25 protein-coding genes and 1 pseudogene are annotated in these 26,515 nt (G+C 61.2%); 12 read left to right on the top strand and 14 right to left on the bottom strand.

The window, feature by feature from the left end; all coding sequences use genetic code 11:
* Positions 1 to 6 precede the first annotated feature (6 nt).
* Positions 7 to 771, bottom strand: coding sequence for a DUF3306 domain-containing protein (locus VXL81_RS12195; RefSeq protein ID WP_416554462.1), 765 nt, complete (start codon positions 769 to 771; stop codon positions 7 to 9).
* Positions 768 to 1,304, bottom strand: coding sequence for a DUF3305 domain-containing protein (locus tag VXL81_RS12190; RefSeq protein WP_340547534.1), 537 nt, complete (start codon positions 1,302 to 1,304; stop codon positions 768 to 770). Before VXL81_RS12190 ends, VXL81_RS12195 begins: the two co-directional genes overlap by 4 nt.
* Before the next feature lie 394 nt (positions 1,305 to 1,698).
* Between VXL81_RS12190 and VXL81_RS12185 the strand changes: the two genes are divergently transcribed.
* Positions 1,699 to 3,648 (top strand): 4Fe-4S binding protein, encoded by a 1,950-nt coding sequence (locus VXL81_RS12185; RefSeq protein WP_416554460.1) that lies wholly within the window; start codon positions 1,699 to 1,701, stop codon positions 3,646 to 3,648.
* Between the two features lie 29 nt (positions 3,649 to 3,677).
* Here the strand turns inward: VXL81_RS12185 and VXL81_RS12180 are convergent, their stop codons facing one another.
* Entirely contained in the window at positions 3,678 to 4,460 is a 783-nt protein-coding gene (locus VXL81_RS12180) for a hypothetical protein (RefSeq protein ID WP_340547417.1), read from the bottom strand.
* A 129-nt stretch (positions 4,461 to 4,589) separates the two neighbouring features.
* Here VXL81_RS12180 and apbC point away from each other — a divergent pair, with 129 nt between their 5' ends.
* The 3 genes from apbC to VXL81_RS12165 are packed head-to-tail and all read left to right on the top strand — an operon-like array spanning position 4,590 to position 6,851.
* Positions 4,590 to 5,654 (top strand): iron-sulfur cluster carrier protein ApbC, encoded by a 1,065-nt coding sequence (apbC, locus tag VXL81_RS12175; protein WP_340547418.1) that lies wholly within the window; start codon positions 4,590 to 4,592, stop codon positions 5,652 to 5,654.
* Positions 5,655 to 5,667: 13 nt separating this feature from the next.
* Positions 5,668 to 6,375, top strand: coding sequence for a DUF4444 domain-containing protein (locus VXL81_RS12170; RefSeq protein ID WP_416554573.1), 708 nt, complete (start codon positions 5,668 to 5,670; stop codon positions 6,373 to 6,375).
* The gene (locus VXL81_RS12165) at positions 6,375 to 6,851 is read left to right on the top strand and encodes a DUF6505 family protein (RefSeq protein ID WP_416536615.1); all 477 of its coding nucleotides are present in this window, start codon (positions 6,375 to 6,377) and stop codon (positions 6,849 to 6,851) included. The genes VXL81_RS12170 and VXL81_RS12165 overlap by 1 nt, the downstream gene beginning before the upstream one ends.
* A 142-nt stretch (positions 6,852 to 6,993) precedes the next feature.
* Here VXL81_RS12165 and VXL81_RS12160 read toward each other — a convergent pair whose 3' ends face one another.
* Genes VXL81_RS12160 through VXL81_RS12150 form a run of 3 tightly spaced genes read right to left on the bottom strand, consistent with a single transcriptional unit; the run spans position 6,994 to position 9,220 of the window.
* Positions 6,994 to 7,797 carry a substrate-binding domain-containing protein gene (locus VXL81_RS12160; protein WP_416554458.1) on the bottom strand — a complete coding sequence of 268 codons (804 nt, stop codon included), beginning with the start codon at positions 7,795 to 7,797 and terminating at the stop codon, positions 6,994 to 6,996.
* A complete protein-coding gene (locus tag VXL81_RS12155) occupies positions 7,794 to 8,510 on the bottom strand; it encodes an ATP-binding cassette domain-containing protein (RefSeq protein ID WP_416540009.1) in 717 nt (238 codons plus the stop codon). The genes VXL81_RS12160 and VXL81_RS12155 overlap by 4 nt, the downstream gene beginning before the upstream one ends.
* Positions 8,511 to 8,515: 5 nt before the next feature.
* Positions 8,516 to 9,220: an ABC transporter permease gene (locus VXL81_RS12150; protein ID WP_340547422.1), complete on the bottom strand. Its 705-nt coding sequence runs from the start codon at positions 9,218 to 9,220 to the stop codon at positions 8,516 to 8,518.
* Positions 9,221 to 9,566: 346 nt separating this feature from the next.
* Between VXL81_RS12150 and nadA the strand changes: the two genes are divergently transcribed.
* From nadA to nadC, 3 genes are read left to right on the top strand one after another with little or no spacing between them, the layout of a single operon-like run.
* Complete coding sequence (nadA, locus tag VXL81_RS12145) at positions 9,567 to 10,619, top strand: quinolinate synthase NadA (RefSeq protein ID WP_340547423.1); 1,053 nt, start codon at positions 9,567 to 9,569, stop codon at positions 10,617 to 10,619.
* Between the two features lie 3 nt (positions 10,620 to 10,622).
* Positions 10,623 to 12,293, top strand: a complete 1,671-nt coding sequence (locus VXL81_RS12140) for an L-aspartate oxidase (RefSeq protein WP_416554456.1) — start codon at positions 10,623 to 10,625, stop codon at positions 12,291 to 12,293.
* Positions 12,290 to 13,144, top strand: a complete 855-nt coding sequence (gene nadC, locus VXL81_RS12135; protein ID WP_416554455.1) for a carboxylating nicotinate-nucleotide diphosphorylase — start codon at positions 12,290 to 12,292, stop codon at positions 13,142 to 13,144. The genes VXL81_RS12140 and nadC overlap by 4 nt, the downstream gene beginning before the upstream one ends.
* Positions 13,145 to 13,238: 94 nt before the next feature.
* On the opposite strand, the gene VXL81_RS12130 is transcribed toward nadC, so the two are convergent.
* The 8 genes and pseudogenes from VXL81_RS12130 to VXL81_RS12095 form a co-directional block, all read right to left on the bottom strand.
* Positions 13,239 to 14,699, bottom strand: a complete 1,461-nt coding sequence (locus tag VXL81_RS12130; RefSeq protein ID WP_416554453.1) for a hypothetical protein — start codon at positions 14,697 to 14,699, stop codon at positions 13,239 to 13,241.
* Entirely contained in the window at positions 14,699 to 15,484 is a 786-nt protein-coding gene (locus tag VXL81_RS12125) for a hypothetical protein (RefSeq protein WP_416554451.1), read from the bottom strand. Before VXL81_RS12125 ends, VXL81_RS12130 begins: the two co-directional genes overlap by 1 nt.
* 16 nt (positions 15,485 to 15,500) lie before the next feature.
* Complete coding sequence (locus VXL81_RS12120) at positions 15,501 to 15,902, bottom strand: GtrA family protein (RefSeq protein ID WP_340547428.1); 402 nt, start codon at positions 15,900 to 15,902, stop codon at positions 15,501 to 15,503.
* Positions 15,899 to 16,903 carry a glycosyltransferase family 2 protein gene (locus VXL81_RS12115; RefSeq protein WP_416554449.1) on the bottom strand — a complete coding sequence of 335 codons (1,005 nt, stop codon included), beginning with the start codon at positions 16,901 to 16,903 and terminating at the stop codon, positions 15,899 to 15,901. The genes VXL81_RS12120 and VXL81_RS12115 overlap by 4 nt, the downstream gene beginning before the upstream one ends.
* Positions 16,904 to 17,114: 211 nt before the next feature.
* Positions 17,115 to 19,103 carry a CocE/NonD family hydrolase gene (locus VXL81_RS12110; RefSeq protein WP_416554447.1) on the bottom strand — a complete coding sequence of 663 codons (1,989 nt, stop codon included), beginning with the start codon at positions 19,101 to 19,103 and terminating at the stop codon, positions 17,115 to 17,117.
* A gap of 72 nt (positions 19,104 to 19,175) precedes the next feature.
* Positions 19,176 to 20,303: a CaiB/BaiF CoA transferase family protein gene (locus VXL81_RS12105; RefSeq protein WP_416554445.1), complete on the bottom strand. Its 1,128-nt coding sequence runs from the start codon at positions 20,301 to 20,303 to the stop codon at positions 19,176 to 19,178.
* Positions 20,304 to 20,876: 573 nt separating this feature from the next.
* Positions 20,877 to 21,104 carry an amidohydrolase family protein gene (locus VXL81_RS12100; RefSeq protein ID WP_416554571.1) on the bottom strand — a complete coding sequence of 76 codons (228 nt, stop codon included), beginning with the start codon at positions 21,102 to 21,104 and terminating at the stop codon, positions 20,877 to 20,879.
* Positions 21,085 to 21,228: pseudogene (locus VXL81_RS12095) on the bottom strand (IS5/IS1182 family transposase); the annotation flags it as partial. The gene VXL81_RS12100 and the pseudogene VXL81_RS12095, both read right to left, overlap by 20 nt.
* 537 nt (positions 21,229 to 21,765) lie before the next feature.
* Here VXL81_RS12095 and VXL81_RS12090 point away from each other — a divergent pair.
* From VXL81_RS12090 to VXL81_RS12070, 5 genes are all read left to right on the top strand, one after another.
* Entirely contained in the window at positions 21,766 to 22,668 is a 903-nt protein-coding gene (locus VXL81_RS12090; protein ID WP_416554443.1) for a LysR family transcriptional regulator, read from the top strand.
* A 77-nt stretch (positions 22,669 to 22,745) separates the two neighbouring features.
* Positions 22,746 to 23,576, top strand: a complete 831-nt coding sequence (locus tag VXL81_RS12085; protein WP_416554441.1) for a putative hydro-lyase — start codon at positions 22,746 to 22,748, stop codon at positions 23,574 to 23,576.
* 20 nt (positions 23,577 to 23,596) lie between these two features.
* On the top strand, positions 23,597 to 24,634 hold the full coding sequence (locus VXL81_RS12080) for a TRAP transporter substrate-binding protein (protein ID WP_416554439.1): 1,038 nt from the start codon (positions 23,597 to 23,599) through the stop codon (positions 24,632 to 24,634).
* Positions 24,635 to 24,660: 26 nt separating this feature from the next.
* The gene (locus tag VXL81_RS12075; protein ID WP_340547435.1) at positions 24,661 to 25,215 is read left to right on the top strand and encodes a TRAP transporter small permease subunit; all 555 of its coding nucleotides are present in this window, start codon (positions 24,661 to 24,663) and stop codon (positions 25,213 to 25,215) included.
* The gene (locus VXL81_RS12070) at positions 25,212 to 26,498 is read left to right on the top strand and encodes a TRAP transporter large permease (protein WP_416554437.1); all 1,287 of its coding nucleotides are present in this window, start codon (positions 25,212 to 25,214) and stop codon (positions 26,496 to 26,498) included. Before VXL81_RS12075 ends, VXL81_RS12070 begins: the two co-directional genes overlap by 4 nt.
* Positions 26,499 to 26,515 lie beyond the last annotated feature (17 nt).

Raw genomic sequence — 26,515 nt, 5'->3', positions numbered from 1 at the left:
GGTGGGTCAGGTGACGGGTGCGTTGGTGTCAGCGGCAAAGGTGAAGCGCATACGCCTCGGCGCCGACGCCACCGGATCGGGAACGGGATCAGCAACAGCGGCAAAGACGGGATCAGCCGCTGTCGGCATTGACGGCATCCGGGCCGCCGCCTCCTGTGCATGGTCTGGACCGGCACCATCTGACGGCGACTGCAAGCCCATGGTCGGGCGGCGCACGGATTCGAGCGGCGCTGTCTCGGCCTGCCCAGCACCGGCCTGCAAAGAGTCGCATGAGGCTGCCTCATGCGGCGCGACAGCCGCGACCGTCTCCTCAGCGGCCAGCGCTTCGGCCTCCTGCTCGGTGTCAGCGGTCGTGGCTGCGGCCTCTTCCGCCTGCCGCGCCAGCTCCTCTACATGCGCGGTCATGCCCTTGCCGACCTGATATGCGGTCTGAAGATTCTCGATCACCATGGCGCTGTCGGTGAAATCCTCGCCGTAATCCAACAGCCCGTCGACATTGGCCAGAACCGGATTGCTGGTCCACAAACGGCGAAGGGCGCGGGTACGGATCCGCGCCGGAATGGTCTCTTTCAGGAACACGCTGAAGTCATCGCCCTGTTGCATCTCATCGGGGTCCGGCAGGTTCAGCTCTTGCAGGATCTCGGCGTCACTTTTCTCCTCCAGCGCCTCTTCGGCGGCCTGACGTGCGGCAGCAGCGACCTCGGCAGCCTCGGCCTCCTGTTCGGCCGCAACACGGGCGCGGCGGCGGGACCAGAAATCATCCCGGCTCATGACAGGCGCGCCTTCTTCAGGGCGGGCGAGCGATAGACATCGGTCATCTGCGAGATGCGCGGATCGCCGATTCCGTCCTCGCTGGCGTCGGTCTTGACCCGGTCCCGGCGCCGTTTCTTGAACGGCTCGTCGTGAAAATGCAGCTGCGCAAAATCGCGGACCCAGGCAATCAGCCCGTCCGGCATCGGTACTTTTTCCACCAGATCCTCGCCGTTGTCGGCGTAATCCTGCGCCTCATAGGGCGAGGCCGTCACCAAGAGCACCTCAAGCGGCCGATCGTCCGACACGCCGTCGCGCAGGACGACATAGATGCAGGGTGGTTCCGCGGTCAGCCCGTGCAGATAGGCCTCGGCCTCGCTCCGGTGCAGCTCCAGCGGCAGGGTGGCGGCGTGGTACTCCCGCACCTCGCCCGCTTCGCGTAACAGCTGCCAGTCCGCCTGCGCCGCACCCGGTAGCACCGAGGTTGCCTTCCACGACCAGCGCGCCCAACGGGTCACCCCTGGCTGACGCCGCAGGACGACACCCAGCGGCATCACATCCGTCTTTGCACTGCGATCCCCGGTCTCAGACACGTCAACGCCCTATTTGGTCAGTTCGGTTGACAAAACAGTGCCGCATTCTGCGACCACACGGGAAGATAACTTTTGCTGATGGCGCGTTAAATCAACATCAAAGGTCAATTTGACCAGCCCGATATGCCCCCTTTGGACAGTCCGGACGAAAAGTCTAATTCGACTAATTGACTCAGGCTTAACGCAGGGGAAGCGCGATGCCCCGACACGGCGAATCACTTGCCTCATCTAAGCCACCCGGCGGCACGGCTGACCGGCAAATTGCGGTTTACCTGCTTGCGCAAACATGCCTAGTCTAAGCCCGGAGCGGCGGATTTCTGCTGCTTTCACCAAGCGAGAAACACGCGGAGAAAACATGTCTAAGCAATTGATTCTATGTGATTGTGCCGGAACGCAATCAATCGATTCCGAGGCATTGTCCCGTAGCACAGGCCTGCCCTGTTCAAAGCTGCATTCAGCGCTTTGCACCGATCAGATCGAACAGGCGGCACAGGCCATCTCGCAGGGGGACGCAATTATTTGCTGCGCCCAGGAGCACCGGATTTTCGAGGCGCTGGCAGAGGAAATCGACCAGCCGGCCCCGGCCTTTGCCGACCTGCGCGACCGGGCCGGATGGACCGCTGATACCGCCTCGACGCTGCCCAAAATGACCGCGCTGATTGCTGAGGCAACGCTGACACCGCCCCTGTCAAAGACCATAGACCTGCATTCGGAGGGGCTCTGCCTGATCCTTGGCGCGCCGGAGGTGGCCTATGCCGCAGCCGAGCGGCTGCAGGAGAGCCTCGCGGTGACCGTGCTTCTCGAGACGCCGAGCGACGCCCCTCATAGCCGCGCCTACGATGTGATTTCCGGCCAGCTGCGCCATGCGCGAGGCGCCTTGGGACAGTTTTCCGTCACCATCGACCGGCTGCAACAGCTGGACGTCACCGGGCGCAGCTGGACCTGGGACGAGGCGCGCGACGGCGGGCAGTCGGTCTGCGATATCATTCTCGACCTGCGCGGCGTCCAGCCGTTGTTTCCCGCGCCCGAAAAACGTGACGGCTACCTGCGCGCCGATCCAAAGTCCGCCCCGGCCGTCGCCGAGGCCACGCTGAGCGCCAGCCAGCTGGTCGGCACTTTCGAAAAACCCCTCTACGTGCGCAGCGAGCCGTTGCTTTGCGCCCATTCGCGCGCCGAGCAGACCGGTTGCACCCGCTGCCTCGATGTCTGCCCGACCGGTGCCATCAGCCCGGCCGGCGATCATGTCAGCATTGACCCGATGATCTGCGCCGGATGTGGCTCCTGCGCCGTGCTCTGCCCCTCCGGCGCAATCACCTATGACGCGCCGCCAACCGATGCGCTGATGCGCCGGATCCAGACCCTGGCCAAGGCATATGCAGAGGCTGGCGGCAGCGCCCCCCGCCTGCTGGTGGTCGATCAGCACGGTGATCAGATGGTCGAGCTGGCCGCCCGCCACGGCCGCGGCCTGCCGGCGGATGTGATCCCCCTGTCGGTTGAGGCGCTCAACAGTTTTGGTCACGCCGAAGCCCTCGCCGCCCTCGCTGCCGGTTTCGCCGAGGTTTCGGTGCTGCTCTCGCCTAGGGCTGAGCGCGACGTGCAGGACCAAGAGCTGGCTCTGGCCACGGCGATTGCCGGGCCCTACCTGCATCTGCTGGAGCTGAACGACCCGGATCAGCTGAGCGACCGCCTCTTTGACCGCAGCGGCGCTCAGGCGCGGGTGGAAACCCCGCAGCGCCCGATGGGCACACGGCGCCAGATCACCCGTCAGGCCGCCAAGGCTCTGCTGCCCGAAGCCGAAACGCTGCCCCTGCCCGAAGGCGCCCCCTATGGCGCTGTTCTGGTCGCCGCCGACAAATGCACGCTCTGCCTCTCCTGTGTCTCGCTCTGCCCCTCCGGCGCGCTGGGGGACAACCCGGACCTGCCGCAGCTGCGCTTTCAGGAGGATGCCTGTCTGCAATGCGGTCTCTGCGCCAATGTCTGCCCCGAGGACGCGATCCGCTACGAGCCACGCCTGAACCTGACCTCCGACGCGCTGTCACAGGTGGTCCTGCACGAGGAAGAACCCTTTGCCTGCGTCGAATGCGGTTCGCTCTTCGGCGTCAAATCCACCATCGACAAGATCACCGAGAAACTGGCCGGGAAACATTCGATGTTCGCCAACCCGGATGCCGCCCGGATGATCCAGATGTGTGACAATTGCCGAGTCAACGCGCAGTTCCATCAAAAGAACTCGCCCTTTGCAGGCGCGGAGCGCCCCCGTGTCCGCACCACCGAGGACTACCTCAGCAAACGCAAGGATCACTGATCCCGAAATGCCGCGATAAGATGATGACGCTACTTATGCTCCAACGGCGCCCCCAGATCCGCGGGGCTGAGCACGGCCACATAGGCGAGGATATTCTCCAGCTCGTCCAGCGTGAGTTCGACCGGAACAATCGGCGAGGGGCGTGCCTCGTCGAAGGGCGGCGTGATCTCGGCAATCTGGGTAAAGGCGGGATGCGGGTTCAGCGCGTAGAAGGCCTGAAACCGCTCCTCCCAATTGGCGAGGCTGCGCAACACATAGAACGACGGGGTCGAGCCGATACTGTTGATCCGTCCGGCCTCCTCCACCGCGTGACAGCGCCCGCAGTGGGATTTGGACAGATCGTATCCGCGTCCGGCGTCGCCGTCCCATGTGGTCACAGCCACCGCGGCCTGTGCCTGCTTCGGCACCCGGAACATCTGGCGCCCCTCGGGGGCAAAGGCGGCGATCGTGCGCGCGCCCACATCAGAGGTCAGCCAGTCTGCAAAGCGCCGCGCCCCGGCGTGATCCGGCGCGATCAGCTCCAGATGCCAGACGGTCCCGTCCCCCTCCATCACGGGCTGGCCGGTCGTGCCCAGCATCATCTCGGCGACATCATTGCTGTCGACCAGTTCGATCCGCACCTGCGTCTTCAGCGAAAACCGCGGCAACAGAAACCCCAGCACCCCGGTCTCCACCAGTGGCGCAGGCGCGGCCAGTCGCAGCTTTGCCGGATCGCTCTCGGCCTGTCCGCTGGCCGGTCGCAGGATCAGCGCAAGCAGAATTATCGCCAGTATTCCCGCGTAACCGCGCAAAAGAGTACATACCCAGACCATATGAAATGCTAGGAAACCACCTACATCCCCGTCAAGAGCCGTTACAGCCGGGGCCAAAAGCCCCGCAGGCCATCAAAAACAATCAAGCCAGCTTAGACCAAGCTCGCCCCAATAAGGAGCAACCCCGGCGTGTCCCTCACTCGTGAAACTGTCCTAGAGGCGCTCAAGACCATCAAAGACCCGGTGTCCGGCAGCGATATTGTCGCCGCTGGCATCGTCCGCGCGCTCAATATCGAAGAGGGCACAGTCCGCTTTGTGCTGGAAATCGACCCGGCCAAATCCGATATCTACGCGCCCGTGCGCGATGAAGCCGACGCCAAGGTGACGGCGCTGCCCGGCGCGGGCAAGGTTTCGGCCATGCTGACGGCCCATTCCGAAAAGGCGCCGCCGGACCTGAAGCCCAAACCGGCCGCCCAGCCGCAGGGGCCGCAGAAAATTCCCGGCGTCGACCGGATCATCGCGGTTGCCTCCGGCAAGGGCGGCGTCGGCAAGTCCACGGTTTCGGCGAATATCGCCTGTGCCTTGGCCGCTCAGGGCCGCCGTGTCGGCCTGCTTGATGCTGATGTCTACGGCCCTTCGCAGCCCAGGATGCTGGGGGTCTCCGGTCGCCCCGCCAGCCCGGATGGCAAAACCATCCTGCCGATGCGCAACCACGGGGTCACCATGATGTCGATCGGCCTGATGACCAACGAGGATCAGGCGGTTGTCTGGCGCGGCCCGATGCTGATGGGGGCCCTCCAGCAGATGATGATGCAGGTGCAATGGGGCGCGCTGGACGTGCTGATCGTGGACCTGCCGCCGGGCACCGGTGATGTGCAGATGACGCTGGCGCAAAAGGCGCATGTGGACGGCGCCATCGTGGTGTCCACCCCGCAGGACGTGGCGTTGATCGACGCCCGCAAGGGCATCGACATGTTCCAGAAACTCAACGTGCCGATCATCGGCATGGTGGAAAACATGTCCACGCATATCTGCTCCAACTGCGGGCATGAGGAACATGTCTTTGGCCATGGCGGCGTTGCTGCCGAGGCTGAGAAACTGAATGTGCCGCTGCTGGCGGAGATCCCGCTGCATCTGGATGTGCGCGTTGCCGCCGACGGTGGCGCGCCGATTGCGGTCAGCAAACCCGACAGCGCGCAGGCCAAGGCGTTCCATGATCTGGCGGCAGATCTGATCGCCAAGGGTCAGGCCTGATCCGATGGCCGAAATGAGCGACCTCAGCTTCCCCCCCCTGATGGAGGGGCTCGCGCTCAGCGGGGCCGACGATCCCTTTGCCATCGCCTGTCAGAAGGCGGTTCTGGGCTGCGACGCAGGTCTGGTGGTGCATAACCTGCTGCATGACCGGCTTCAGGCGGCCTTTGTCTTTGCGCCCGAGGTTGCCCTGCGGCAGGCCATGACCATGCTTCCGGTCTGCGGTATTGCACTGCAAAACGCCCTTGGCGCGCTGGCCCCGCCCGAGGTGGCGGTGCATCTGCAATGGGACTGCGGTCTGCGCATCAACGGCGGGCGCTGCGGTCGGCTGCGTGCCGCCGCCAGTACAACCGCGCCATCAGAGGTGCCAGACTGGCTGGTCATCGGCCTCGACCTGCCGCTCTGGCCGCCGAGCGACGGGGAAACCGGCGATCGTCCCGAGGATACCGCGCTTTATGCCGAGGGCTGCGCCGATGTGGATGCAGGCCAGTTGCTGGAAAGCTGGGCCCGCCACGCGCTGCACTGGATCAACCGCTGGGAAGAGGACGGCACGGAGCCGGTGCACACGACCTGGCGCGGCCTTGCCCAGGATATTGGCGAAACCGTCACCCATGCGGGCCTGAATGGCACCTTCCTTGGCGTGGACGAAGATTTCGGCCTGTTGTTGCGGGACGAGGCGACAACCCATCTGATCCCCCTGACCACCCTACTGGAGACACCGTGATGCAGCTTGCCCGCGCCATTCATTTCGACGAGAGCGATCAGAACGTCTTTGCCAGCCCGGCCCGCACCGGCGAATGGTGTATTTCGGGCGGGTTTGAGTTTTCCAACTGGGAAGAGGCCGATCTGATCGGCAAGCAACGCCAGGCCTTTGCCAATGGCTGGATGGGGCTGGAAACCGGCGGGCGTGTCACCTTCGTTGCGGTGACGCGGATCGAGGAGAGCGAGCTGGCAGGCCTCACCGATCTGCTGGCCGCGCATTTCGTCAGCTACTACGGCGCCCCGGATCTGGCCGCCGCCCGCCCGGTGGCTGCGGAAGAGCTGACACATATGGCGGAACTCTGCGCCGATCACGCGCCCAATACGCTGCTGACGGTGATGCGCGAGCTGACAGAGGCGGGTGTCAAGGAAAGCTATCGCAGCATCGAGCCGCAGGAGGCGGGCCTGGAACAATTCGCCATCCATGTGACCGACGACTGATTGACCACGCACGGCGCGAAGCCCGCAACCGGCCCCTCCCGCCCGGAGTGCGGCGGGTCAAAGCCCCCCGCTCCCGTTGGGCCAGGCGCCGCGCTCAGGCGCGGCGTCTGCACATTGCAACCGCTGTGGATGCCGCTATCGCCTATGGCGCCGCGTTGAACACAAACAGCGCCTCGCCATTGATCTGGTAGCCGTTGATCAGCTCCTTGGCGGTATCCGACACCAGCCAGCCTTCCAGCCGGGCTGCGGATTCTGCCTTCACATGGGGGTGTTTCTGCGGGTTGACCGGCAGATAGGCATATTGGTTGAACAGCACCGGATCCCCCGCATAGAGCAGCGCCAGATCGCCCTTGTTGGCGAAATTGAGCCAGCTTGCGCGGTCCGACATGATGTAGCCCCCCATGCCAGAGGCTGTATTCAGCGCTGCCCCCATGCCTGCGCCAACAGCGTTGTACCAGCCGCCAAATCCGTCAGGTGACAGATCCGCCGCGGCCCACAGGCTCAGCTCTTTCTTGTGGGTGCCGCTGTCATCGCCGCGACTGACAAAAGCCACCTCGGATGCGGCCACTTTTTGCAGTGCCTCCGCTGCCGACTGCGCGCGGCCAATGCCCGCCGGGTCCGCCTTGGGGCCTACAAAGACGAAATCATTATACATGATCTCGCGGCGATGGGTGCCGTTGCCGCCTGCCAAAAACGCCTCCTCGGCCTTCTTCGAATGCACCAGAATCGCAGCCACATCACCCGCCTCGCCCAGACGGATCGCCTGACCGGTGCCCACCACCAACAGATGCACCTCCAGCCCCAGATCCGACTTGATCTGCGGCAGCAGAACCTCTGCCAGACCGGAGTTGTGAAAGGATGTGGTCACCGCCAGCTTCATCTCCTCCGCCAGCGTCGCCGTCCCCATTGTCAGCGCAGCCAGTGCCCCCAGCACAATCCGTTTCATTCGACAATATCTCCTCTTAGAAATGCGCGGCCCTGTTCGGTATGGGGTCGGGTAAAAAATGCCTCCGCCGCTGAAAACTCGGCAATCTGACCGTGCAGAACAAACAGCACCTCATCCGCCAGACGCTGCGCCTGACCCATATTGTGGGTCGACATGATCAGCCGGGTGCCTGCCGCTGCCGCTTCGGTCAGGATCTCCTCGATTTCGCGAGTGGCGCGCCCGTCGAGCGAGGCGCAAGGCTCATCCAGGAACAGCAGCTGCGGCTTGCGGATCAGGGCCCGTGCCAGCGCCAGTTTCTGCCGCTCACCGCCCGACAGCAGCACCGCAGGCCGGTGCAGCGCATCGCCGCCCAGACCGATCCGCTCAGCCCAGATCTCGGCCTCGGCCAGCGCCACCTTGCGGGGCACCCGGTTCAGCCGCAGCGGATAGGCGATATTTTCCACCACAGAGCGGCGCATCATCACCGGCGTCTGAAACACAAAGGCCTGGCGCCGCTGGGCTTCGGCCATGGCGCAGCCCCAGCTGATCCGCCCCTGCCCCAGTCGCAGGATGCCATGCAGCATCTTCAGCAGGGAGGTCTTGCCCGAACCATTCGGCCCGATCACGATGGTCGTCCCCTGCCCGTCCAGCCGCAGATCCACCGGACCGATCAGTGTCTTGCCACGGCGGCGCACCTGCGCCGCCTCGACAACCAGCGGAAAAAGACTGCTCACCTTGCTCACCAGCGGCCCTCGCTCTCGGTCTGACCCAGCCAGTGGATGGTCAGATTCACCGCCACCGCCAGCGCGATCAGCACAAAGCCAAGCCCCAGCGCCATGGCAAAATCCCCTTTGCCGGTCTCCAGCGCAATCGCCGTCGTCAGCACCCGGGTGGCATGGTCGATATTGCCGCCAACGATCATGATCGCCCCCACCTCACCGATCGCGCGACCAAACCCGGCCAGCGCCGCCGTGAGCAGCGCCCGCCGCCCGTCCCACAGCAGCGTCGCAATGCGCTGGCTCTGGCTGGCATTCAGCGAAATCAGCAGATCGTGGTAATCGCTCCACAGATCGCGCAGCGACTGATGCGCGATCGAGGCGATGAGCGGCACGATGATGATCACCTGCGCAATGATCATCGCGGTCGGGGTGAACAGCAGCCCCAGTACCCCGAACGGACCGGCCCGCGACAGCAGCACATAGACCACCAGCCCCACGACCACCGGCGGCAGCCCCATCAGGGCGTTGAGCACCGCAATAGTGACCCGACGCAGGCGAAACCGGCGCACCGACAGCAGCGCCGCCAGCGGCAGCGCAATCACCGAGGCCACCAGCAACGCGGTCAAAGTGACCCGCAACGAACGCAGCGTGATCTCGACCAGATCGCCATCCAGCGTGACCACCAGCCAAAAGGCCTGGACCAATCCTTCCCAGAGATCAGACATGGAGGCGGATTTTCTCCCTTGTGGGACCGGTCTTACCGCTTCCCGATACTGTGTGAACGCTATCTGCAAACCACAATATCAGCCCGCCCAATAGACAAAAACGACACCGGGTGTGAAAATTGGACAAATTGACCGCGCACTGTTTGCGCTGACATCGCCCGATGGTCAGATGGTCTTGGCACCGCCCCCAGCGTCAGGTTGCCGATGCGCCCCGATTGCCGCCGATTTGCACCAGGATTTCCGGTTTTTACGCAACAAAGCGGCTGCACTCGCTTGCGTGCTAAATGTGAACATGAAACAAGAATTCCCCAAAGTGCCACGTCAGGCGCAGCTTTGAGGAAATGCCATGTTCGATCTGCAAACCATGCGCGATCAGCTCGCCAATCACTATGACCTTGCGCCAAATCCTGCTCTGGCCGCAGAGATGTCAGAGATCTACGCCAAGATGGACCGGGTGGTGAACCCCGTCGACTGGGCCACCTACGCGCCCTATGTCGCCGCCATCCTCGCCTTGAAAAAAGAACGCAACGCTGTGATTCTGGCGCATAACTACATGACGCCTGAAATCTACCACGGGGTCGCCGACGTGGTGGGCGACAGCCTCCAGCTCGCCATGGAGGCCACCAAGGTGGAGGCCGACGTCATCGTGCAATGCGGTGTGCATTTCATGGCCGAAACCTCCAAGATCCTCAGCCCCGACAAGATCGTGCTGATCCCCGATATGGAGGCCGGCTGTTCGCTGGCGGAATCGATCACCGCAGAGGGCATCGCCCAGATGCGGGCGAAATATCCCGGCGCGCCGGTTGTCACCTATGTGAACACCACGGCTGAAGTCAAAGCCGCCTCCGATATCTGCTGCACCTCCTCCAACGCGGCCCAGATCGTGGCCGCACAGGACGCCGACACGGTGATCATGACCCCGGACCAGTATCTGGCGCAGAACATCGCTCAGCAGGTGCCGGAAAAGAACGTGGTTTGGTGGGAAGGCTCCTGCATCGTGCACGAGCAATACACCGCCAAGGACCTGCGCGATTTCCGCGAATGGAACCCCGGCACCCGGCTGATTGCGCATCCCGAATGCCCGCCGGATGTGGTGAATGAGGCCGATTTCTCCGGCTCCACCAGTGGCATCATCAAATATGTGACCGACGAAAAGCCCGAAAAGGCGATGTTGATCACCGAATGTTCGATGGCCTCGAACATTGCCGACCAATTGCCGGAGGTTGAATTCGTCGGCCCCTGCAACATGTGCCCCTACATGAAGAAAATCACGCTGGAGAAAATCCTCTGGTCGCTGCACACGATGTCCGAACCGGTCGAAGTCGATCCCGAGGTCGCCGAAAAGGCCCGTGTGGCGGTGCAGCGGATGATTGATCTCAGCCAGAAACTGGGAATCTGATCCTTGGACACCCCCGGCGCCAAGGTCGTCTCTGACCATCAGGCCGACAACACGGCAGAGGCCCAGCTGGATGTGCAGGCCCTGACCGAAGCCACCGCCGCCTGTGACACTGATCGCGTGGTGATCGTTGGCGCGGGGATGGCCGCGCTCTATGCCGCCCTCGAACTGGCCCCGCGGCCGGTGCTGATGATCTCACCCGAAACACTTGGTGAGGGGGCCAGCTCGGCTTGGGCGCAGGGCGGCGTTGCCGCCGCGATGGATCAGGCCGACAGCCCTGCCGCCCACGCCACCGATACGGTGCGCGCCGGTGCTGGCACTGTCGACCCCGAGGTCGCCGCCATGGTCACACAGGTTGCCCAGGATCATATTCTCGATCTGACCGACCTTGGCACACCCTTTGATCGCACCGCTGACGGCGGCTTTGTCATGAGCCGCGAGGCCGCCCATTCCATGGCTCGTGTCGTCCGGGTGAAAGGCGATCAGGCCGGTCGGCAGATCATGGAAACGCTGATTGCCGCCGTGCGCGCCACAGCCTCGGTTCAGGTCCACGAAGGCACCCAGGCCGTGCGGCTGGAGGTGGCAGACGACCGCGTCACCGGCGTCTGGGTCAGCGATGCTGGCGGCACCTCGGTGCCCGTGCTGATCCGCGCCCCTGCGATCCTTCTGGCGGGGGGCGGTTCCGGGGGGCTGTTTGCGCATACCACCAACCCGCCCCGCATCCGGGGCCAGGTGATCGGATTTGCCGCCCGCGCCGGTGCCCGCATTGCTGATCCTGAATTTGTCCAGTTTCACCCCACCGCCTTTGACATCGGCGAAGACCCCGCGCCTCTCGCCACCGAGGCGCTGCGCGGCGATGGCGCCACGCTGATCAACAAGGACGGCATCCGCTTCATGCTGGCCGCGCACCCGGACGCCGAACTGGCCCCTCGTGACATCGTCGCCCGCGCAATCTTTGCCGAAACCCAGGCCGGCCGCCGCCCGATGCTGGACACCCGCGAAGCTCTTGGCGCCGAGGTGCTGACCCGCTTTCCAACCGTGGCTGAGACCTGCGCCCGCGCCGGTATTGATCCCGTTGCGGACCCGATCCCGGTGGCGGTTGCCGCCCATTATCACATGGGCGGGATCGACACCGACATGCAGGGGCGCGCCAGCCTCGGCCGTCTATGGGTCTGTGGCGAAGCCTCCTCGACCGGGCTGCATGGCGCCAATCGGCTTGCCTCCAACGGGCTTCTGGAGGCTCTGGTCTATGCCCGCACCGCTGCCCGGGACATTGCCGCAACACTTGGCCCGCAACCGGACCAGATGCGCACGCCGCCTGCACTGTCCCTCAGTTTCGCCCCTGCCACAACGCCCGCCGCCCCGGCCAGCGCCATCGCCCGCCTGCGCGAAACCATGACTGCCCATGTCGGCGTTCGCCGCGACGAAGCCGGGCTGAAAACCGCCCTCAGAACGATCGAGGAGCTGCTGGCAGAGTTCGGCGACGACGAGAGCTTTGCCAATATGTGCGCCACCGCCACCCTGATTGCTGCCGCCGCGCTGGACCGCCGCGAAAGCCGGGGCGGCCATTTCCGCGACGATTATCCTGAGGCCGACCCGGCGCAGGCCCATCGCACCCGTATTACCCTCACCGAGGCGCGTGCGATCCGCGCCGCCGCCGTCAAGGATCCGACATGACCCCGTCCTTTGCCACTCTGCCCGACCTGATCCTGGAACCGCTGGTCCGCGCTGCCTTGCTGGAAGACCTCGGCCAGAGCGGGGATATCACCACCCGCGCGGTGATCCCGGCAGGCACCACCTATGAGGCCCGCCTCAATGCACGCGATACCGGCGTTGTCTCCGGTATGCAGATTGCCCGCATCGCTTTTCATCTGGTTGATCCCTCGCTGAAGATCGAAACGCGCGTGGCTGACGGCAGCCCCTGCACTCCCGGTCAGACCCTGATGACCATCGCAGGATCAGCCGCGTCGATCCTCTCGGGCGAACGTGTGGCGCTGAATTTTGCAGGCCGCCTCTCTGGCATCGCCAGCCTGACGGCCTCCTTTGTGGCAGAGACCAAGGGGACCGCCACCCGCATCACCTGCACCCGCAAGACCACACCCGGTCTGCGCATGGTCGAAAAGCAGGCCGTGCTGCATGGGGGCGGATACAACCACCGCTACGGTCTCTCCGATGCGATCCTGATCAAGGACAATCACATCGCCGCCGCAGGCGGTGTCGCCGCCGTCCTGCGCGCAGCCACGGCCAACGTCAGCCACATGATGAAGGTCGAGATCGAGGTGGACACCCTCGAACAGTTGCAGGAGGTGCTGGAGACGGGCGGCGCCGATGTGGTGCTGCTCGACAATATGGACACGCCAACCCTGACGAAGGCCGTGGCGATGGCCAAAGGTCATCTGGTCACCGAAGCCTCCGGCAATATGCGCCGCGACCGCATTGCCGAGGTATCAGCCACGGGGGTTGATTATATCTCCTCCGGCGCGCTGACCCATTCGGCGCAGACGCTGGATCTCGGTCTCGATTTCTGAGGTCTTCGCACCTTCTGGTTTCTTGACCAGACCTGATCAGAAAAACGGGGGCCCGCACGCCCCCGTTTCTCGTTTGATGTTCTTTGCGCCGTCCTCAGCCGCCCGCAGGCACGTTATGCGCCGCCGCACGGATCGGCGTTGCCGACAACATCACCACGCTGCCCACGTCCAGATTGCGCACCTCATAGTCGGGCCCCTTGGCACCGGCCTGAACCTCCGCCGGCAGATGGGCGCAGGCCGTCGGTGTCATCGCGCAGATCACCACATCACGCCCGGTCAGTTGCGTCAGGCGAAAGGCCACCGACAGATCGTGCTGCAAGCCGGATTTCTTGCCCGATGGCAGCGACAGATAGGTGCCGGTGACATAGATCGGACCGTCCACAGGGAGGATCTGATCGGCCATCCTGCGGCTGTCGGCTTGCCAGGCGGTCACATCGCGATGCTGGAGCAGGTTGAACGCCAGGTAGATCAGCGCCACAAAGGCCAGGAGATTGCGTCCGATGCGGTCCCAGACGCCGCCCCGCGCCGCCAATTCCTGCGAAAGCAGCCCCAGCAGCACCGCGTAATACAGCCATACAAAGCCGGAGACACGCGGCGGCAGGGTGATGCCGGTCTTGATCGTCTGCACAAAGATCAGCCCCATCCCGAGGCAGATCCCCGCCAGCGGATAGATCGCGCGCCAGGGGTCGGATCTGCCGACCAGCCAGACGGCCCAGCCAAACAGCGCCACCTGAAATACGGTCAGCGGCAGGAAGTGGAACGAGACCAGCGAGGCCGAGCTGCCGAGGAAATCACCAATCAGCCCGATATTTGCCAGCAGCGATGCCAGATCATGCGCCGGCTTCGGCATCCGCCACTCCGCCATCGGGATCCCGAAGACACCGTGAAACAGGTAGTTCAGCGTATAGATCGACGCCATCGCCAGCGCAAAACACAGGATAAACAGCCCCAGCAGCGATGCCAGATCCCGGGCAGAGCGCTGCGTGTCCGCACGGGTCAGACAGAGCGCCAGCAGAAAGAACGGATAGGTCGTATAGGCGGTCAGCGCCAGCGGCACAAAGGGCACCAGCAGCCAGCGGCAGGCCCGATCCGACAGTTGCGTGGTCGCCAGCGCATAGATGGCAAGGATCGCCATGCCCGGGATCAGCGTGTTGAACCACAGTGAAATCAGCAGCGCAGGCGCCGACAGCCCCGCAATCAGCGCCACCGCGCCCTTGCGCCACAGCGCCGCCCCGGCCCCCAGCGCATTATGCGCCAGACAGCCCAGCACCACCGCCCATAACCCGTTGTAGATCAGATAGTTGGCCCAGCTCGGTAACAGTGTCTCGCGCAGGTGCCACAGGTAATTGACCCAGCGCCCCTCCATCAGGGTTTTGACATAATAGGTCTCTGCATCGCCAAACAGCGCAGGGTAATCATCGTGACGGATCAGCGGATCCGGCAGCTGGAACACCGCCGCGATCAGCAGCCCGAAAAAGGCCACCGCAATTGTCGCCAGCAGGGGCATTGCAGCGTCCCGGCGCGCCACAACCGGGCTGTCCATCACCAGTGTCATTATATCGTGCCCTTTGCCGTATCCGCACCCACCAGCCCTGCCGCCCGCGCCTGCCGCGCGATGATCGCAGCGCGGATCTGTGCGATCCGGGTCACCATCAATTGCGGCATCAGCGACACCACACCCCGGCGCAGCCGCCAGCAAAGACTGCCCGCAGGCGGCACCGGCTGCCCCGCCAAAAGCTCCGTTGCCAGAACCTCCTCCGGCAGACCCGCACGCCCCGCTTCATTCACATAGAGCACGGTATTGTAGCGATACCAGGGTTCTACCCCCTCGGCCTCTCTCAGCGCCGGGCGTACGCAGTCAAACGCCCGATAGCCCCGCGCGGCAAAGAGATCCTGCCAGAAGGACAGCGGCTGTTCATTGATATGAAACTCGCCGCCCTGCCCCGGAACAGCCGCCGAAAACAGCACCCGATCGGCATGGCGCGTCAGCCCCGCAACCAAGGTTGCGGAGGCCGCCGTCGGCAGATGTTCACCAACCTCCAGGCTCTGCGCCAGCTCGAACCGCCGACCCAGATCAAACTCGCCAGTCAGATCCGCCGCATGGTAACACGCCGCCGGGATCGCCAGACGGTTACGATCCACATAATCGCCGTCCACCCCGGCGATGTCAGCAACGCCGGAATTCGCCCATTCACTGAGCCAGACACCGCGACCGCTGCCCAGATCCAGCACGCTCCGCGCGCCAAGCCAGGGCTGCACCGCCGCGATCAGCGCCTTCGCCGAGCTGCGCGCGCCGGCCTCGATGTAATCGTAGAATTCATTTGAATACACATGCGACATTTCTTGCCACTCCTCTTTACGCGCCGTGTCCGGCGTAGACCCAGATCTTGAAAAACAGGTAGTTCTGAACCGGCAGCCAGACTGCGGCGGTGGTTGCCGCCAGCCACTCCGGCCAGCCCAGCATCGGACCGATGACACCCGTCAGCAGCGCTGAAGTCACAAACCCAAGGCCGACCGTGCAGCCAAACCGCAGCGCCTGGTCCGGCTGGCCCAGCTTCTGGCGGAACGTCCAGACGGTCTGGCCGACATATTGCGCCAGAACCGCCAGGCCAAAAGCCAGCGCATTGGCCAGCCCCGCCGCCAGACCGATATGCAGGAACCCCAGGAACGCCAGCACATAGAGCGCTGCAACCGAGACGCCGACAATGGCAAAGCGGATCAACTGGCCGAGATCTTTCTGAACGGCGGCGCGGATCATGACGCTTCTTTTTGGTCCGGTTCAGCCAGTGGCGCCGCTACGGCGCGGCTGTCGCCGATGAAATCGACCGCATGGGCGGCGGGATGCCCGGTCTGCTGCGACAGGAAATACAGCGGGCGCTGTTTGCTCTCCATATAAAGCCGTCCGACATATTCGCCGAGGATCCCCAGCGTCAGCAGCTGGATCGCGGAGAAGAAAGAGATCGCCAGCAGAACCGAGGCCCAACCGGCAACGGTGTTGAACAGGATCAGCGAGCCAAAGACATAGATCGCCATCAGCACGGTCACCAACAGGCTGAAAAACGCCAGCCGTGTGGCCATTTTCAGCGGTTTGGTGGAGAACCCGGTCAGCGCATCGGTGGCAAAGCGCAGCATCGCCTTGAACGGATATTTGGTTTCCCCCGCGACACGCGCTTCGCGGATGTATTCGAGACCAATCTGGTGAAATCCGGCCCAGGCAAACATGCCGCGGATGAACCGCGCGCGTTCCGGCATTTTCAGCACCGCATCCAGCGAGCGACGGCTGACCAGGCGGAAATCGCCGGTGTCTTTGGGGATATCCACATCCGACAGCGTATTGAGAAAACGGTAGAACAGATAGGCCGTCGCCTTCTTGAACAGGGTTTCCCCCTGGCGCTCGGCGCGGCGGCCGTAGACCACGTCATAGCCGCGATCCATCATCATCATCATGTCGGGCAGAATTTCCGGCGGATCCTGAAGATCGGCATCCAGCATGAAAATCCGCGCGCCGGTCGCCGCCTCCAGCCCAGCCGTCAGCGCAACCTGATGGCCGCGATTGGCCGACAGACGGATGCCCCGCACCACCGGATGACGCTTATGCGCCGCTTCCATAGCAGCCCAGGTGTCATCGCTGGAACCATCATCGACCAGAATGATCTCGGCCCGTTCCGCCCAAGGTTCGATTGCCTGCACCAACCGATCCACCAACAGGGGGATGGACTCTTCCTCATTATAGCAGGGTACAACAACGGATAGATGCACCTTCTCGCCCCAATTCTGTTTATCGTCTGCTCACAACCGGGGGACCATCCGCCCGGCATTCCAGCGCGATGAAAACATCTCAAGGGGGGTATTCTCACCCGAAATGGTTAACGCGCAGTTCCGTTTTTGGTCACAGAACGTGGCCAAACCGTGGCGAACTGGGGGTCAATCCGGGGAAAAACGGCGATTTTTAACAGGATTTGATGCGAAATCACAAACAATCGCGCGGCAGGCTCTCGCTCCATTCCTTAACGCAGACTTCGGTCTGCCCGGCACCTTCGCAGGCGACAACCCTGCGCCAGAGATGGAAATCCTCCCGATCACCGCGCATCTCATTGTCGGTATCGACCTGCACCTGCCAGTCACCGCGCGCGAATGTAAACCGCCACTGGCTGGTAAAGGTGGCGCTGGCCGGATCATCCGGGTGCACCGCATAGCGCATGGCGACATGGCTGCCGACCTCCATCCCATGCACCGGGTCAATGGCCGCGCCATAGTCATCAAAAGTTTCCAGCACCAGCGTGCCGTCGGCCTCTTCATAGGTGTTCGATGTGCCGGAGGGCGCGCGGGTGACCTCTGCCTGATAGGTCGGATAATCCCGCGCGGCGCTTGGCGCCTGCGCCTCGACCTCCTCAGCGAGTGAACGTTCCGGCAGGATCAGCGCACATCCCTCCAGATGCAGGGTCAGCGCCACAGGCTCGGGCGCGGGCCAGACGATCGGCCAGTAGGAGGTCGACAGCGCCAGCCGCAGCTTATGCCCAGCCCTCAGACGATGCGCGCATTCATTAAGCGCAAACTCAACCTCATAGCGCCTGCCGGGAACCAGCCGCGCCGCGTTCTCATGGCTCTCATCATGGCATAGGTTGCGTCCCCGATAGGTGATGCGCTGCGACACGCCATTCGGGGCCACATCACACAGCCGCGCCATCACCTGCGCCACCGGTCTGTCGACAGAGAACGCCAGCCGCAGCCGCGCCCGACCCAGCAACTCCAGCGGGGTCTCAAGCGGTGCCATATCGAAACAGGCCGACAGCGCATCATCACCCGCCTGATCGCCCGGCAGTTCATTGTCGATCCGCATACCTGCGCAGAAATACCCGCTCCCCATGCCCAGGGTTGCTGGATTGGATACCACAACCTCCCCCGCACCCGGCACCGCCTGCAACGTACCCTGCTGTCCCAGATGATGCGCCACCTCGCGCACATTCGGGGAGGGCCATGCAGTCTCAGCAATCCAGCGCCCCTGCCGGGGTTTGTTTTCCTTGGTCGGATTGAAATGCTCCTGCATGTAGGTGCGATAATCCGGCAGATCCTCGGCGCCGCTGTCTGCGCCCTTCAGCCAGCGATCAAACCAGCGCAGCACCTCGCCGTGAAAATCATGCCCTTCCAGCTTGGAAATATGGGCATAGCGGTGCTCCCACGGGCCGATCAGCGCCTTGGCGGGCGCCTGCATATGGGCCGCCAGTGCAGGTGGTGCATTCACATAGGCATCGGCCCAGCCGGTGATCGCCAGCACTGGCGCCTTGATCGCAGACCAATCCTCGCAGATGGAACCGTGTTTCCAGAATTCATCGCGCTGCGCGTGGGACAGCCAGTCCGCGGCCATAAACGGCAGCGTCTCGATCCGCTCCACCCAGGCCTCGCGCCAGTCCGGGCGCAGCTCGGGATCCAGCGGGCGGGTTTGATAGGCAAACATCTGCGAGGCCCAATTGGCATTATCGCTGAGCAGGCAGCCCCCCATGAAATGGATATCATCGGCATAGCGATCCACGGTTGAGGCCACGCTGACCACCGCCTTCAACGCCTCTGGCTGACGCGCGGCCAGCTGCAACCCGTTGAAGCCGCCCCAGGAAATCCCGATCATGCCGATATTGCCATCGCAACAGGCCTGCGCCGCAAGCCAGGCCAGCACCGCCTCGCCGTCGCTCAGCTCCTGTTCGGAATACTCATCGTCAAACACCCCCTCGCTATCGCCCGTGCCGGCGATATCCACCCGCAGGCAGACATAGCCCTCAGCCGCAAAGACCGGATGCGTGGTGGCATCGCGCGGCGCGGTGCCGTCTCGTTTGCGATAGGGCAGATATTCCAGGATCCCAGGATAACACCCCTCTGCCGCTGGCCGCCACATCCGCGCCGCAAGCCGACGCCCATCTGGCAGCGGGATCCACAGATGTTCAACTCCGGTGATCTCCATCGCCATGGCGCGCCCTCTTCCTGTCTGGTTCAATCTCAAGCTGTTGCCGCCCACCCAATCGGCAGGCGGCCCGTAGGTCTAGTCTCCCTGCGACATATCCTGCGCCACCGGCAGGATTGGCGCGGATTTCTCTAGCGCCAGCTCCGCATCGGAAAACACCCAAGGACCACGCACGCCCGGCACATCCTCCGGCGCAATCTGCATCTGGCGGTGCCTGATCTGCGGGTCCTCAAACGCCTGCCCAATGGTGTTGATCGGCCCCGCAGGCACGGTCGCGGCCTCCAGCGCCGCCAACAGATCCGCCTGCCCCCATTGCGCCAGCGCTGCCGCCAGCATCGGAGTCAATTCGCCCCGGTTGGCCACCCGCAGCTGGTTGGAGGTAAAGCGCGGATCAACCGCAAGCGCCGCCATATTCAAAACCTCGCAGAGCCGCGCAAACTGGCCGTCATTGCCAACGGCAAGGATCACATGCCCGTCGCGCACCGCCATCACCTGATAGGGCGCAATATTGGGATGCTCATTGCCCATCCGGGTCGGGCTGGTGCCGGTTGCCAGATAGTTCATGTTCTGATTGGCCAGCATGGCGGTGGCGCAATCCAGCAGAGACATGTCGATATGCTGCCCCCGCCCGGTTCTATGGCGCTGTTCCACCGCTGCCAGAATGCCGATGGTGCCATAAAGCCCGGTGACAATATCGGTGATCGCCACCCCAACCTTCTGCGGCTCACCATCCGGCGCACCGGTGATCGACATCAGCCCGGACATGCCCTGCAACAGGAAATCATAGCCCGCCCGCGTCGCATAAGGCCCATCCTGCCCAAAGCCGGTCACCGAACAGTAGATCAGACGTGGATTGACCGCTTTCAGACTGCCATAGTCCAGCCCGTATTTCGCCAGCCCGCCGACCTTGAAATTCTCGATCAGGATATCGGCATCCCGGATCAGCTCCAGCACCGTCTGTTTGCCGTCTTCAGTGCGAAAATCCGCAGTGACGCAGGACTTGCCCCGGTTCGCCGCATAGTAATAGGCCGCTGTTTTATCACCGTCGCGCTCGATAAAAGGCGGGCCCCAGCGACGGGTATCATCCCCCTCGGGGCTCTCGACCTTGATGACCTCCGCCCCCAGATCGGCAAGCGACTGGCCAATCCATGGCCCCGCAAGAATACGGGCCAGCTCGACCACCTTCAAACCTGCAAGCGGTGTCATGGGCACTCCTGTCAGTCCGCCCGCAATCTGCGGGACATCCCCCTGCCAAGGCACGGCAGAGTGTTCTGACAGAGACTTAGCCTATCCATTCCTCTGCGGGCAAATAATTTGATCAAAACATGCGGAGAGTCTTAAGAAGGGAGTGGCCAGGCGGAACAAGCGGATGTTGCTCTCTTAAGTGTGATTATTGCGATCGGTTAGCATAATTCCGCAAGAATTTCCACGCTACGAACCCAAGCAATACTAATCCAAGCAAAGCGAAGGGTACTGCTGATCGCAAATCGGTCATAAAACAACATTCTCGATACGCTGCCAAAAACTCCTCATCCCACTCCGCAAAACCGCTATGGGTGAAGAACACGCCTTTGCCCACTTGAACGATTAGCCAAGCTGCAAAGATGAGTAATATTCCACAAACGAGGACAATCCATTTCATATTTGCAATATAGCTGCGTTGCAGAAAGGAGCAACGATGACCTCAGCGCAGACCAGCAGGGCGTCCGGAACCAGCAAAACAATTGGCGCCAAATTTCACCGTATAAGACATCGCAGAGCGACTCGCCGCAACAGCAACTACAGCGCCAGCCCGCCCTGCCAGACCTGCTGCAGCTCCAGCTCGTCGTTCAGATGCAGCACATCGGCGCGCGCGCCGGGTTGCAAGCGCCCCAGATCGGGCCGCCTGATCAAATCCGCCGGCCGGCTCGTGGCCAGCTCCAGCGCCGTCTCCAACGGCAGATCGCAGGTCTCGACCAGGATCTGCACCGCCGTGGCCAGCTCCAGATGGGCGACCGGGGCTGCCATCATGCGGCGCGAGCCAGGTCATCTCTTTGTCCAACCAGATCAGAAGCGACCCGCGCTTTCTGAGCGCATCGTTGTAGCTGAACCAATTCGTCTTACGGTAGCGGGCAGGTGCGGGCTTGCTAATCTGCCCGGTCTAACCGCATGGATTCGTGATGTGAATCCTTAGCACTCAGAGTTCTGCAACAACGCCTTCAAAGCTGCCAATGCGACTTTCACCTTGAATGCAGGGCTGTTGTTCTGTCTGGGTCGTCTTGCCATCGTTGTTCCTTCGTCCCGGCACACTGCCGGATGAGGAGCGGGAAATCCACCTAGCTCAACTGTTCATATTTCTCGGGCCACATCTCCATCACGGTCAAGGCAATGTTTCCCCCCACTCTGTAACAAGCTTTTTGGCCCGACTGAGCACTTCGTCACCAGAGGTCGGGTGATCCGGTGCGATCGGTACTAGTATTTTCCGGGGCATGAATGTGATCCTTTGCTGTGACGAAGGTTAGATGACTGCCCCTCGAACCTATCGACGTTGCCGACCATCAGTAAAAATCAAAAAAACTCTCAAATTTCATAAATGAAATTTATACGATACCTTGCGCGGTGAACACAGTAAGCCTCAATGAAACATTTTCCGAACGACCTCTATCGGAGAAGACAGGAACAGAACCAAATGAACACTCGTCTCAACTTAGAACAAATACGGGCATTTCTGACCGTCGTGCGCCTCGGTGGATTTAGCAAGGCAGCCGATGAGCTAGGCTTGACACAACCAGCCGTGACTACGCGGATCAAAAACCTAGAAAACACCTTGGGCGTGGAGTTGTTTGAAAGAACGAGTGGAGGCGTTCTTTTGACCAAGAGAGGGGATATTCTCGCCCGCTATGCAAAACAGTTCGAACAGCTTTCAGAGCTCGTGCAACGAGATGTTATGGATCCCTCAGGTATCGAGGGCCATCTTCGCCTAGGAGTTTCCGAAACTATCGTTCAATGCTGGTTACCGTTATTCATTGAAGAGCTTCATCGAATGTATCCTGCCCTCGAAATCGAGATCAACGTCGATATATCGGTCAACCTCCGTACAATGTTGCTTGATAGAGAGATCGACCTTGCCGTCTTACTAGGGCCAATTTCTGAGTACTCTGTCGACAACGTCGAGTTACCAGAAGTGGATCTTGCCTGGTACCGAGCCGAAAGTGACCAAAGCTCCAACGACCAACCGTCTCGATACCTAGAAAAGCCCATATTTACATATGCAAGAAATACGCGTCCTTTTCGGGAATTGCGCTCTGAACTTCTTGAACATTTGGGTCCAAACTACTCACTCTTCCCCTCCTCTTCGCTGTCAGCTTGCTTTCGCTTAGTTGAATCTGGCTTGGGCGTCGCTGCATTGCCGCGTGTCTTGGGGCAGCGCTTCGTATCTGAAGGGCGAATTTGCGAGTTCGATCCTGGGTGGCGCCCAAACCCCCTGAAATTCTCAGCGTCTTTCCTCGGTGAACCAAAGAGCCATCTACTAGAAACCGCAGCGGCCATCGCAAGCGCCACTGCACAAAACTTCGACGATAAAAAACTTTAATGGGATTGCGAAGATCTTTTTAATTTGTTTTTATGTTAGCCCAGATCGATACTCCCACCACTGGGAGGAATCGTACTTTGCCAATCTCACATGCAGAACTTGTCCAAAAACCTCTAGCAGAAATTCGAGAGGTTATTCGCCGCGACAGCTACCACTCTCACACAGCTGGGCTGGGTAACGGATTTCTTCAAGCCAACATCGCAATCATGCCCTCAGAGTCCGCCCTGGACTTCATGCGCTACTGCCAACGCAACCCCAAGCCATGTCCGTTGACCGGTGTCTCTGACACTGGGAATCCAAAGATGTTCACCATGGGCAGGGACATCGATATTCGTACTGATGTTCCGGCTTACAATATTTATCGTGACGGGAAGCTGGAAAGCACTGTCGGGAACATTCGAGACATCTGGCACAACGACTTGGTCGCATTTGCTCTGGGCTGCTCTTTCACATTCGAGCATGCACTCAATGATGCAGGCATTCAACTGTGGCACATTAATAATAACAAAACAGTGCCAATGTTCCGCACATCAATCGAAACCGTTCCATCGGGCCCGTTTGGCGGTCCGATGGTCGTCAGCATGCGGGCAATTCCTGAAGATCAGCTAAAAACCGCAATCGCCATTTCTAAGAACTACCCCCTTGCGCATGGGGCACCAGTGCATTGGGGCGATCCTGCGGAAATCGGGATTCAAGACGTTAACCTCCCTGATTGGGGCGATCCAGCGCCAGTGGAAGCCGGGTTTATACCCGTTTTCTGGGCCTGCGGCGTTACTCCACAGGCAGCTATCGAGCAGGCCAAACTCCCTCTCTGCATCACACATAAGCCGGGTCATATGCTGATTACCGATATACCGCAGGATGCAGAGAATCCGATCTTAGCACCCGACAATCATCAATCAAACTAAGTCCAAACAGGAGAACTAAGATGAGAAAATTCACTGCATATATGGCGGCAACCGCATTGCTTGCATCGCCTGTAATCGCAGAAGATTTGGCTGTCGTCGGCAGTTGGTCCGGCTTGCCACTTCACAAACAATTTGAAGCACCTTTCTGGTCGGAAACCCTTCCAACAGCTTCCGGTGGATCAATCAACGTAAGCCTGACCACGCACAACCAAATGAACCTTGGGGTTGGAGACGTTTTCCGTCTGCTCGGGGACGGCGTTTATGACGTTGCAATGACAGTTGGCGACTATGCAGTGGCCGATGCGCCAGAACTCGAAGGTCTGGATGTCCCGCTGCTTGCACTTACGGCCGACGAAGCCCGCGCGATGGTCGATGCTGCACGTCCGATGGTTAGCGACATCTATCGGGACCGCTTCAACAGTCACGTTCTGGCGATCGCGCCCTACCCACCACAGGTCGTATTCTGCAATGGTGACGTGAACTCTCTTGCTGACCTCAAAGGCCTAAAGGTCCGTGCCTCTGGGCGTATGACCGCCAAGTTCCTCGAAGCCCTTGGAGCTGAGGGTGTCAACGTCAGCTTTGCCGAAGTACCTGGTGCTCTCCAGAAAGGGGTGGTCGATTGCGCGGTAACTGGTGCCGGATCTGGCTACAGCTCTGGGTGGTGGGAAGTATCTACCAATCTTTTGGCCATCCCCTTGGGTGGTTGGGATCCGGTGGTCACCGCCATCAATCTGGACAAATGGAATTCTCTAAGCACCGAAACTCAGGAATTGATCCAAACCCAGGTGTCAGCCGAATTTGAGGAGCCTGCATGGGAAGTCGCTCAAGACGCGCTGGTCAATGACATCGCCTGCTTGACAGGGAATGGCGAGTGCCCATCTGGCGAAACGCGTAACATGAAGCTTGTCGAAGTTTCGGAAGAGGACTTCAACAACGCGAGGGAAACCCTGGTCAGCGAAGTTCTCCCGGCGTGGGCTGAACGCGCCGGTGCTGATTGGGCCAAGCGGTGGAACACTAGCGTCGGTCAAGTCGTCGGCGTGTCTGTTGCCGTAGAATAACAGATAGTTCCCTGGGAGTGCTTCCAATGCCCGAGAAAATACTTGCGACGATGAAGCGGCTCAATCGAGCAGTAGCAATGCTGATTGGTGTTCTGCTCTTGACATGTGTCGTGTTCATCATCGCTGAAATCATGATCAGGCAGTTGGGAGGCACTCTCGGCGGAACTGATGAAATAAGTGGCTACGTCATGGCTGTTGTGACGTCCTGGGGTATGGGATTTGCCCTGCTCGAACTCAGTCACATTCGGATCGATATTCTCCGGGGGCGTGTCAACGCCCTCGGACGGTCCCTCTTCGACCTGTTCTCTCTGTTCGTCTTGTCGAGCACCGTCACCGTGATTGCCATCAGGTCCTGGCCTGTCGTTGAGCGGTCAATCATAAACAGTTCGCGCGCCAATACACCGCTGGAGACACCTCTGGCACTGGTTCAACTACCGTGGTTTGCGGGCTGGCTTTGGTTTGCGTTCATCGCATGGCTCACGTTGGTCGCCGCAGTCATGCTGGTGTTGCGCGGTGAATTTGAAAAATCCGAAGCTGCCGTCGGGATCGTCGGCGAAGAAGACGCGGAGATCCACACATGATTTGGTCAATTTCAGTCGGCCTGCTGGCCCTGCTTTCGCTCTCAATCCCTGTTGGGATCGTGTTATTCCTCCTTGGTTTCGGAATCGACGCATTCTTCAGCCCTTTTCCGCTGACCAAAGGACTCGGAAACTTGGTCTGGTCGACATCAAACAATGCCACATTGATCGCCATTCCATTCTTTGTCTTGCTCGGTGAGGTCCTGGTCCGCAGCGGTATCGCCAACAGAACTTACGCCGCGCTGGACCGTTGGGTGTCTTGGATGCCAGGGGGGCTGGTCCACGCGAATGTGGCTACCTCGACGATGTTTTCGGCCATTTCGGGCTCGTCTGTCGCGACGGCCGCGACCGTCGCAACGGTCGCCATGCCACAGGCTGAAAAGCTCGGGTATGACCCAAAGCTCTTCTCAGGGGCCATCGCCGCTGGCGGTACACTTGGCATCATGATCCCGCCATCAATCAACCTTATCGTATACGGTTTCCTGACGCAGTCATCTATCCCGCAACTTTTTCTCGCGGGTCTCATGCCAGGTCTTTTGCTTGCGGTGGGCTTCATGCTCATCACTGTGCTCATTTGTATGATCCGACCCGAATTGGGCGGTGTTCGACGGGTGTTCCCGATCTCTGAGATGATCCGCGGACTCTTTCAGCTCATCCCCATCGTCATCCTTTTCGGTGCTATCATCGGGACCATCTACATGGGGTGGGCCACTCCGACAGAGGCAGCGGCAGTTGGTGTTGCAGGCGCAGTGCTCATCGCAGCAGCCTTTGGTGGCGTTTCAATCAAGATGATCAGTGAGAGCATCGTTGGCACCATCAAGATCACCTCCATGATCATGCTGGTTATCATTGGGGCGTCTTTCCTGAACTTCACACTGGCCTCAGCCGGTCTGGGCGCGGAACTTCAGGCTCTGCTCAATGGGCTTGGGTTTTCACCATTGATGACCATGCTGGTGATTGTCTGCATGTACATTGTACTCGGATTTTTCATCGAGACCTTGTCGCTGATGGTTGTAACGATCCCGATCATCGTGCCCCTGGTCACGGCGCTTGGGTACGATGTGATTTGGTTTGGGATAATGATGATCGTTCTCGTTGAGATGGCTCTTATCTCACCTCCGGTCGGCTTGAACCTCTATGTCGTGCAAGGCGCACGTAAGAGCGGGAAACTGAGCGACGTGATGCTGGGTACCATCCCGTTCGTCTTTGTGATGCTGCTTATGGTAGCGGCCTTACTCGCGTTCCCTCAGATCGCTCTCTACCTTCCGGAATCCATCCAGCGATAACCGCGGCCCTAAGGGGC

This window comes from Phaeobacter sp. JH204B, assembly GCF_048055755.1.
Lineage (GTDB): Bacteria > Pseudomonadota > Alphaproteobacteria > Rhodobacterales > Rhodobacteraceae > Phaeobacter > Phaeobacter bryozoorum.
This window is presented reverse-complemented; position numbering and strand designations above follow the sequence as displayed.

What these genes read in the sequence shown, in the direction of transcription:
- VXL81_RS12195 (WP_416554462.1), bottom strand. Translation starts at nt 771, where the DNA reads ATGAGCCGGGATGATTTCTGGTCCCGCCGCCGCGCCCGTGTTGCGGCC.
- VXL81_RS12190 (WP_340547534.1), bottom strand. Translation starts at nt 1,304, where the DNA reads ATGCCGCTGGGTGTCGTCCTGCGGCGTCAGCCAGGGGTGACCCGTTGG.
- VXL81_RS12185 (WP_416554460.1), top strand. Translation starts at nt 1,699, where the DNA reads ATGTCTAAGCAATTGATTCTATGTGATTGTGCCGGAACGCAATCAATC.
- VXL81_RS12180 (WP_340547417.1), bottom strand. Translation starts at nt 4,460, where the DNA reads ATGGTCTGGGTATGTACTCTTTTGCGCGGTTACGCGGGAATACTGGCG.
- VXL81_RS12170 (WP_416554573.1), top strand. Translation starts at nt 5,668, where the DNA reads ATGAGCGACCTCAGCTTCCCCCCCCTGATGGAGGGGCTCGCGCTCAGC.
- VXL81_RS12165 (WP_416536615.1), top strand. Translation starts at nt 6,375, where the DNA reads ATGCAGCTTGCCCGCGCCATTCATTTCGACGAGAGCGATCAGAACGTC.
- VXL81_RS12160 (WP_416554458.1), bottom strand. Translation starts at nt 7,797, where the DNA reads ATGAAACGGATTGTGCTGGGGGCACTGGCTGCGCTGACAATGGGGACG.
- VXL81_RS12150 (WP_340547422.1), bottom strand. Translation starts at nt 9,220, where the DNA reads ATGTCTGATCTCTGGGAAGGATTGGTCCAGGCCTTTTGGCTGGTGGTC.
- nadA (WP_340547423.1), top strand. Translation starts at nt 9,567, where the DNA reads ATGTTCGATCTGCAAACCATGCGCGATCAGCTCGCCAATCACTATGAC.
- nadC (WP_416554455.1), top strand. Translation starts at nt 12,290, where the DNA reads ATGACCCCGTCCTTTGCCACTCTGCCCGACCTGATCCTGGAACCGCTG.
- VXL81_RS12130 (WP_416554453.1), bottom strand. Translation starts at nt 14,699, where the DNA reads ATGACACTGGTGATGGACAGCCCGGTTGTGGCGCGCCGGGACGCTGCA.
- VXL81_RS12125 (WP_416554451.1), bottom strand. Translation starts at nt 15,484, where the DNA reads ATGTCGCATGTGTATTCAAATGAATTCTACGATTACATCGAGGCCGGC.
- VXL81_RS12120 (WP_340547428.1), bottom strand. Translation starts at nt 15,902, where the DNA reads ATGATCCGCGCCGCCGTTCAGAAAGATCTCGGCCAGTTGATCCGCTTT.
- VXL81_RS12110 (WP_416554447.1), bottom strand. Translation starts at nt 19,103, where the DNA reads ATGGCGATGGAGATCACCGGAGTTGAACATCTGTGGATCCCGCTGCCA.
- VXL81_RS12105 (WP_416554445.1), bottom strand. Translation starts at nt 20,303, where the DNA reads ATGACACCGCTTGCAGGTTTGAAGGTGGTCGAGCTGGCCCGTATTCTT.
- VXL81_RS12100 (WP_416554571.1), bottom strand. Translation starts at nt 21,104, where the DNA reads ATGGCAGCCCCGGTCGCCCATCTGGAGCTGGCCACGGCGGTGCAGATC.
- VXL81_RS12090 (WP_416554443.1), top strand. Translation starts at nt 21,766, where the DNA reads ATGAACACTCGTCTCAACTTAGAACAAATACGGGCATTTCTGACCGTC.
- VXL81_RS12080 (WP_416554439.1), top strand. Translation starts at nt 23,597, where the DNA reads ATGAGAAAATTCACTGCATATATGGCGGCAACCGCATTGCTTGCATCG.
- VXL81_RS12075 (WP_340547435.1), top strand. Translation starts at nt 24,661, where the DNA reads ATGCCCGAGAAAATACTTGCGACGATGAAGCGGCTCAATCGAGCAGTA.
- VXL81_RS12070 (WP_416554437.1), top strand. Translation starts at nt 25,212, where the DNA reads ATGATTTGGTCAATTTCAGTCGGCCTGCTGGCCCTGCTTTCGCTCTCA.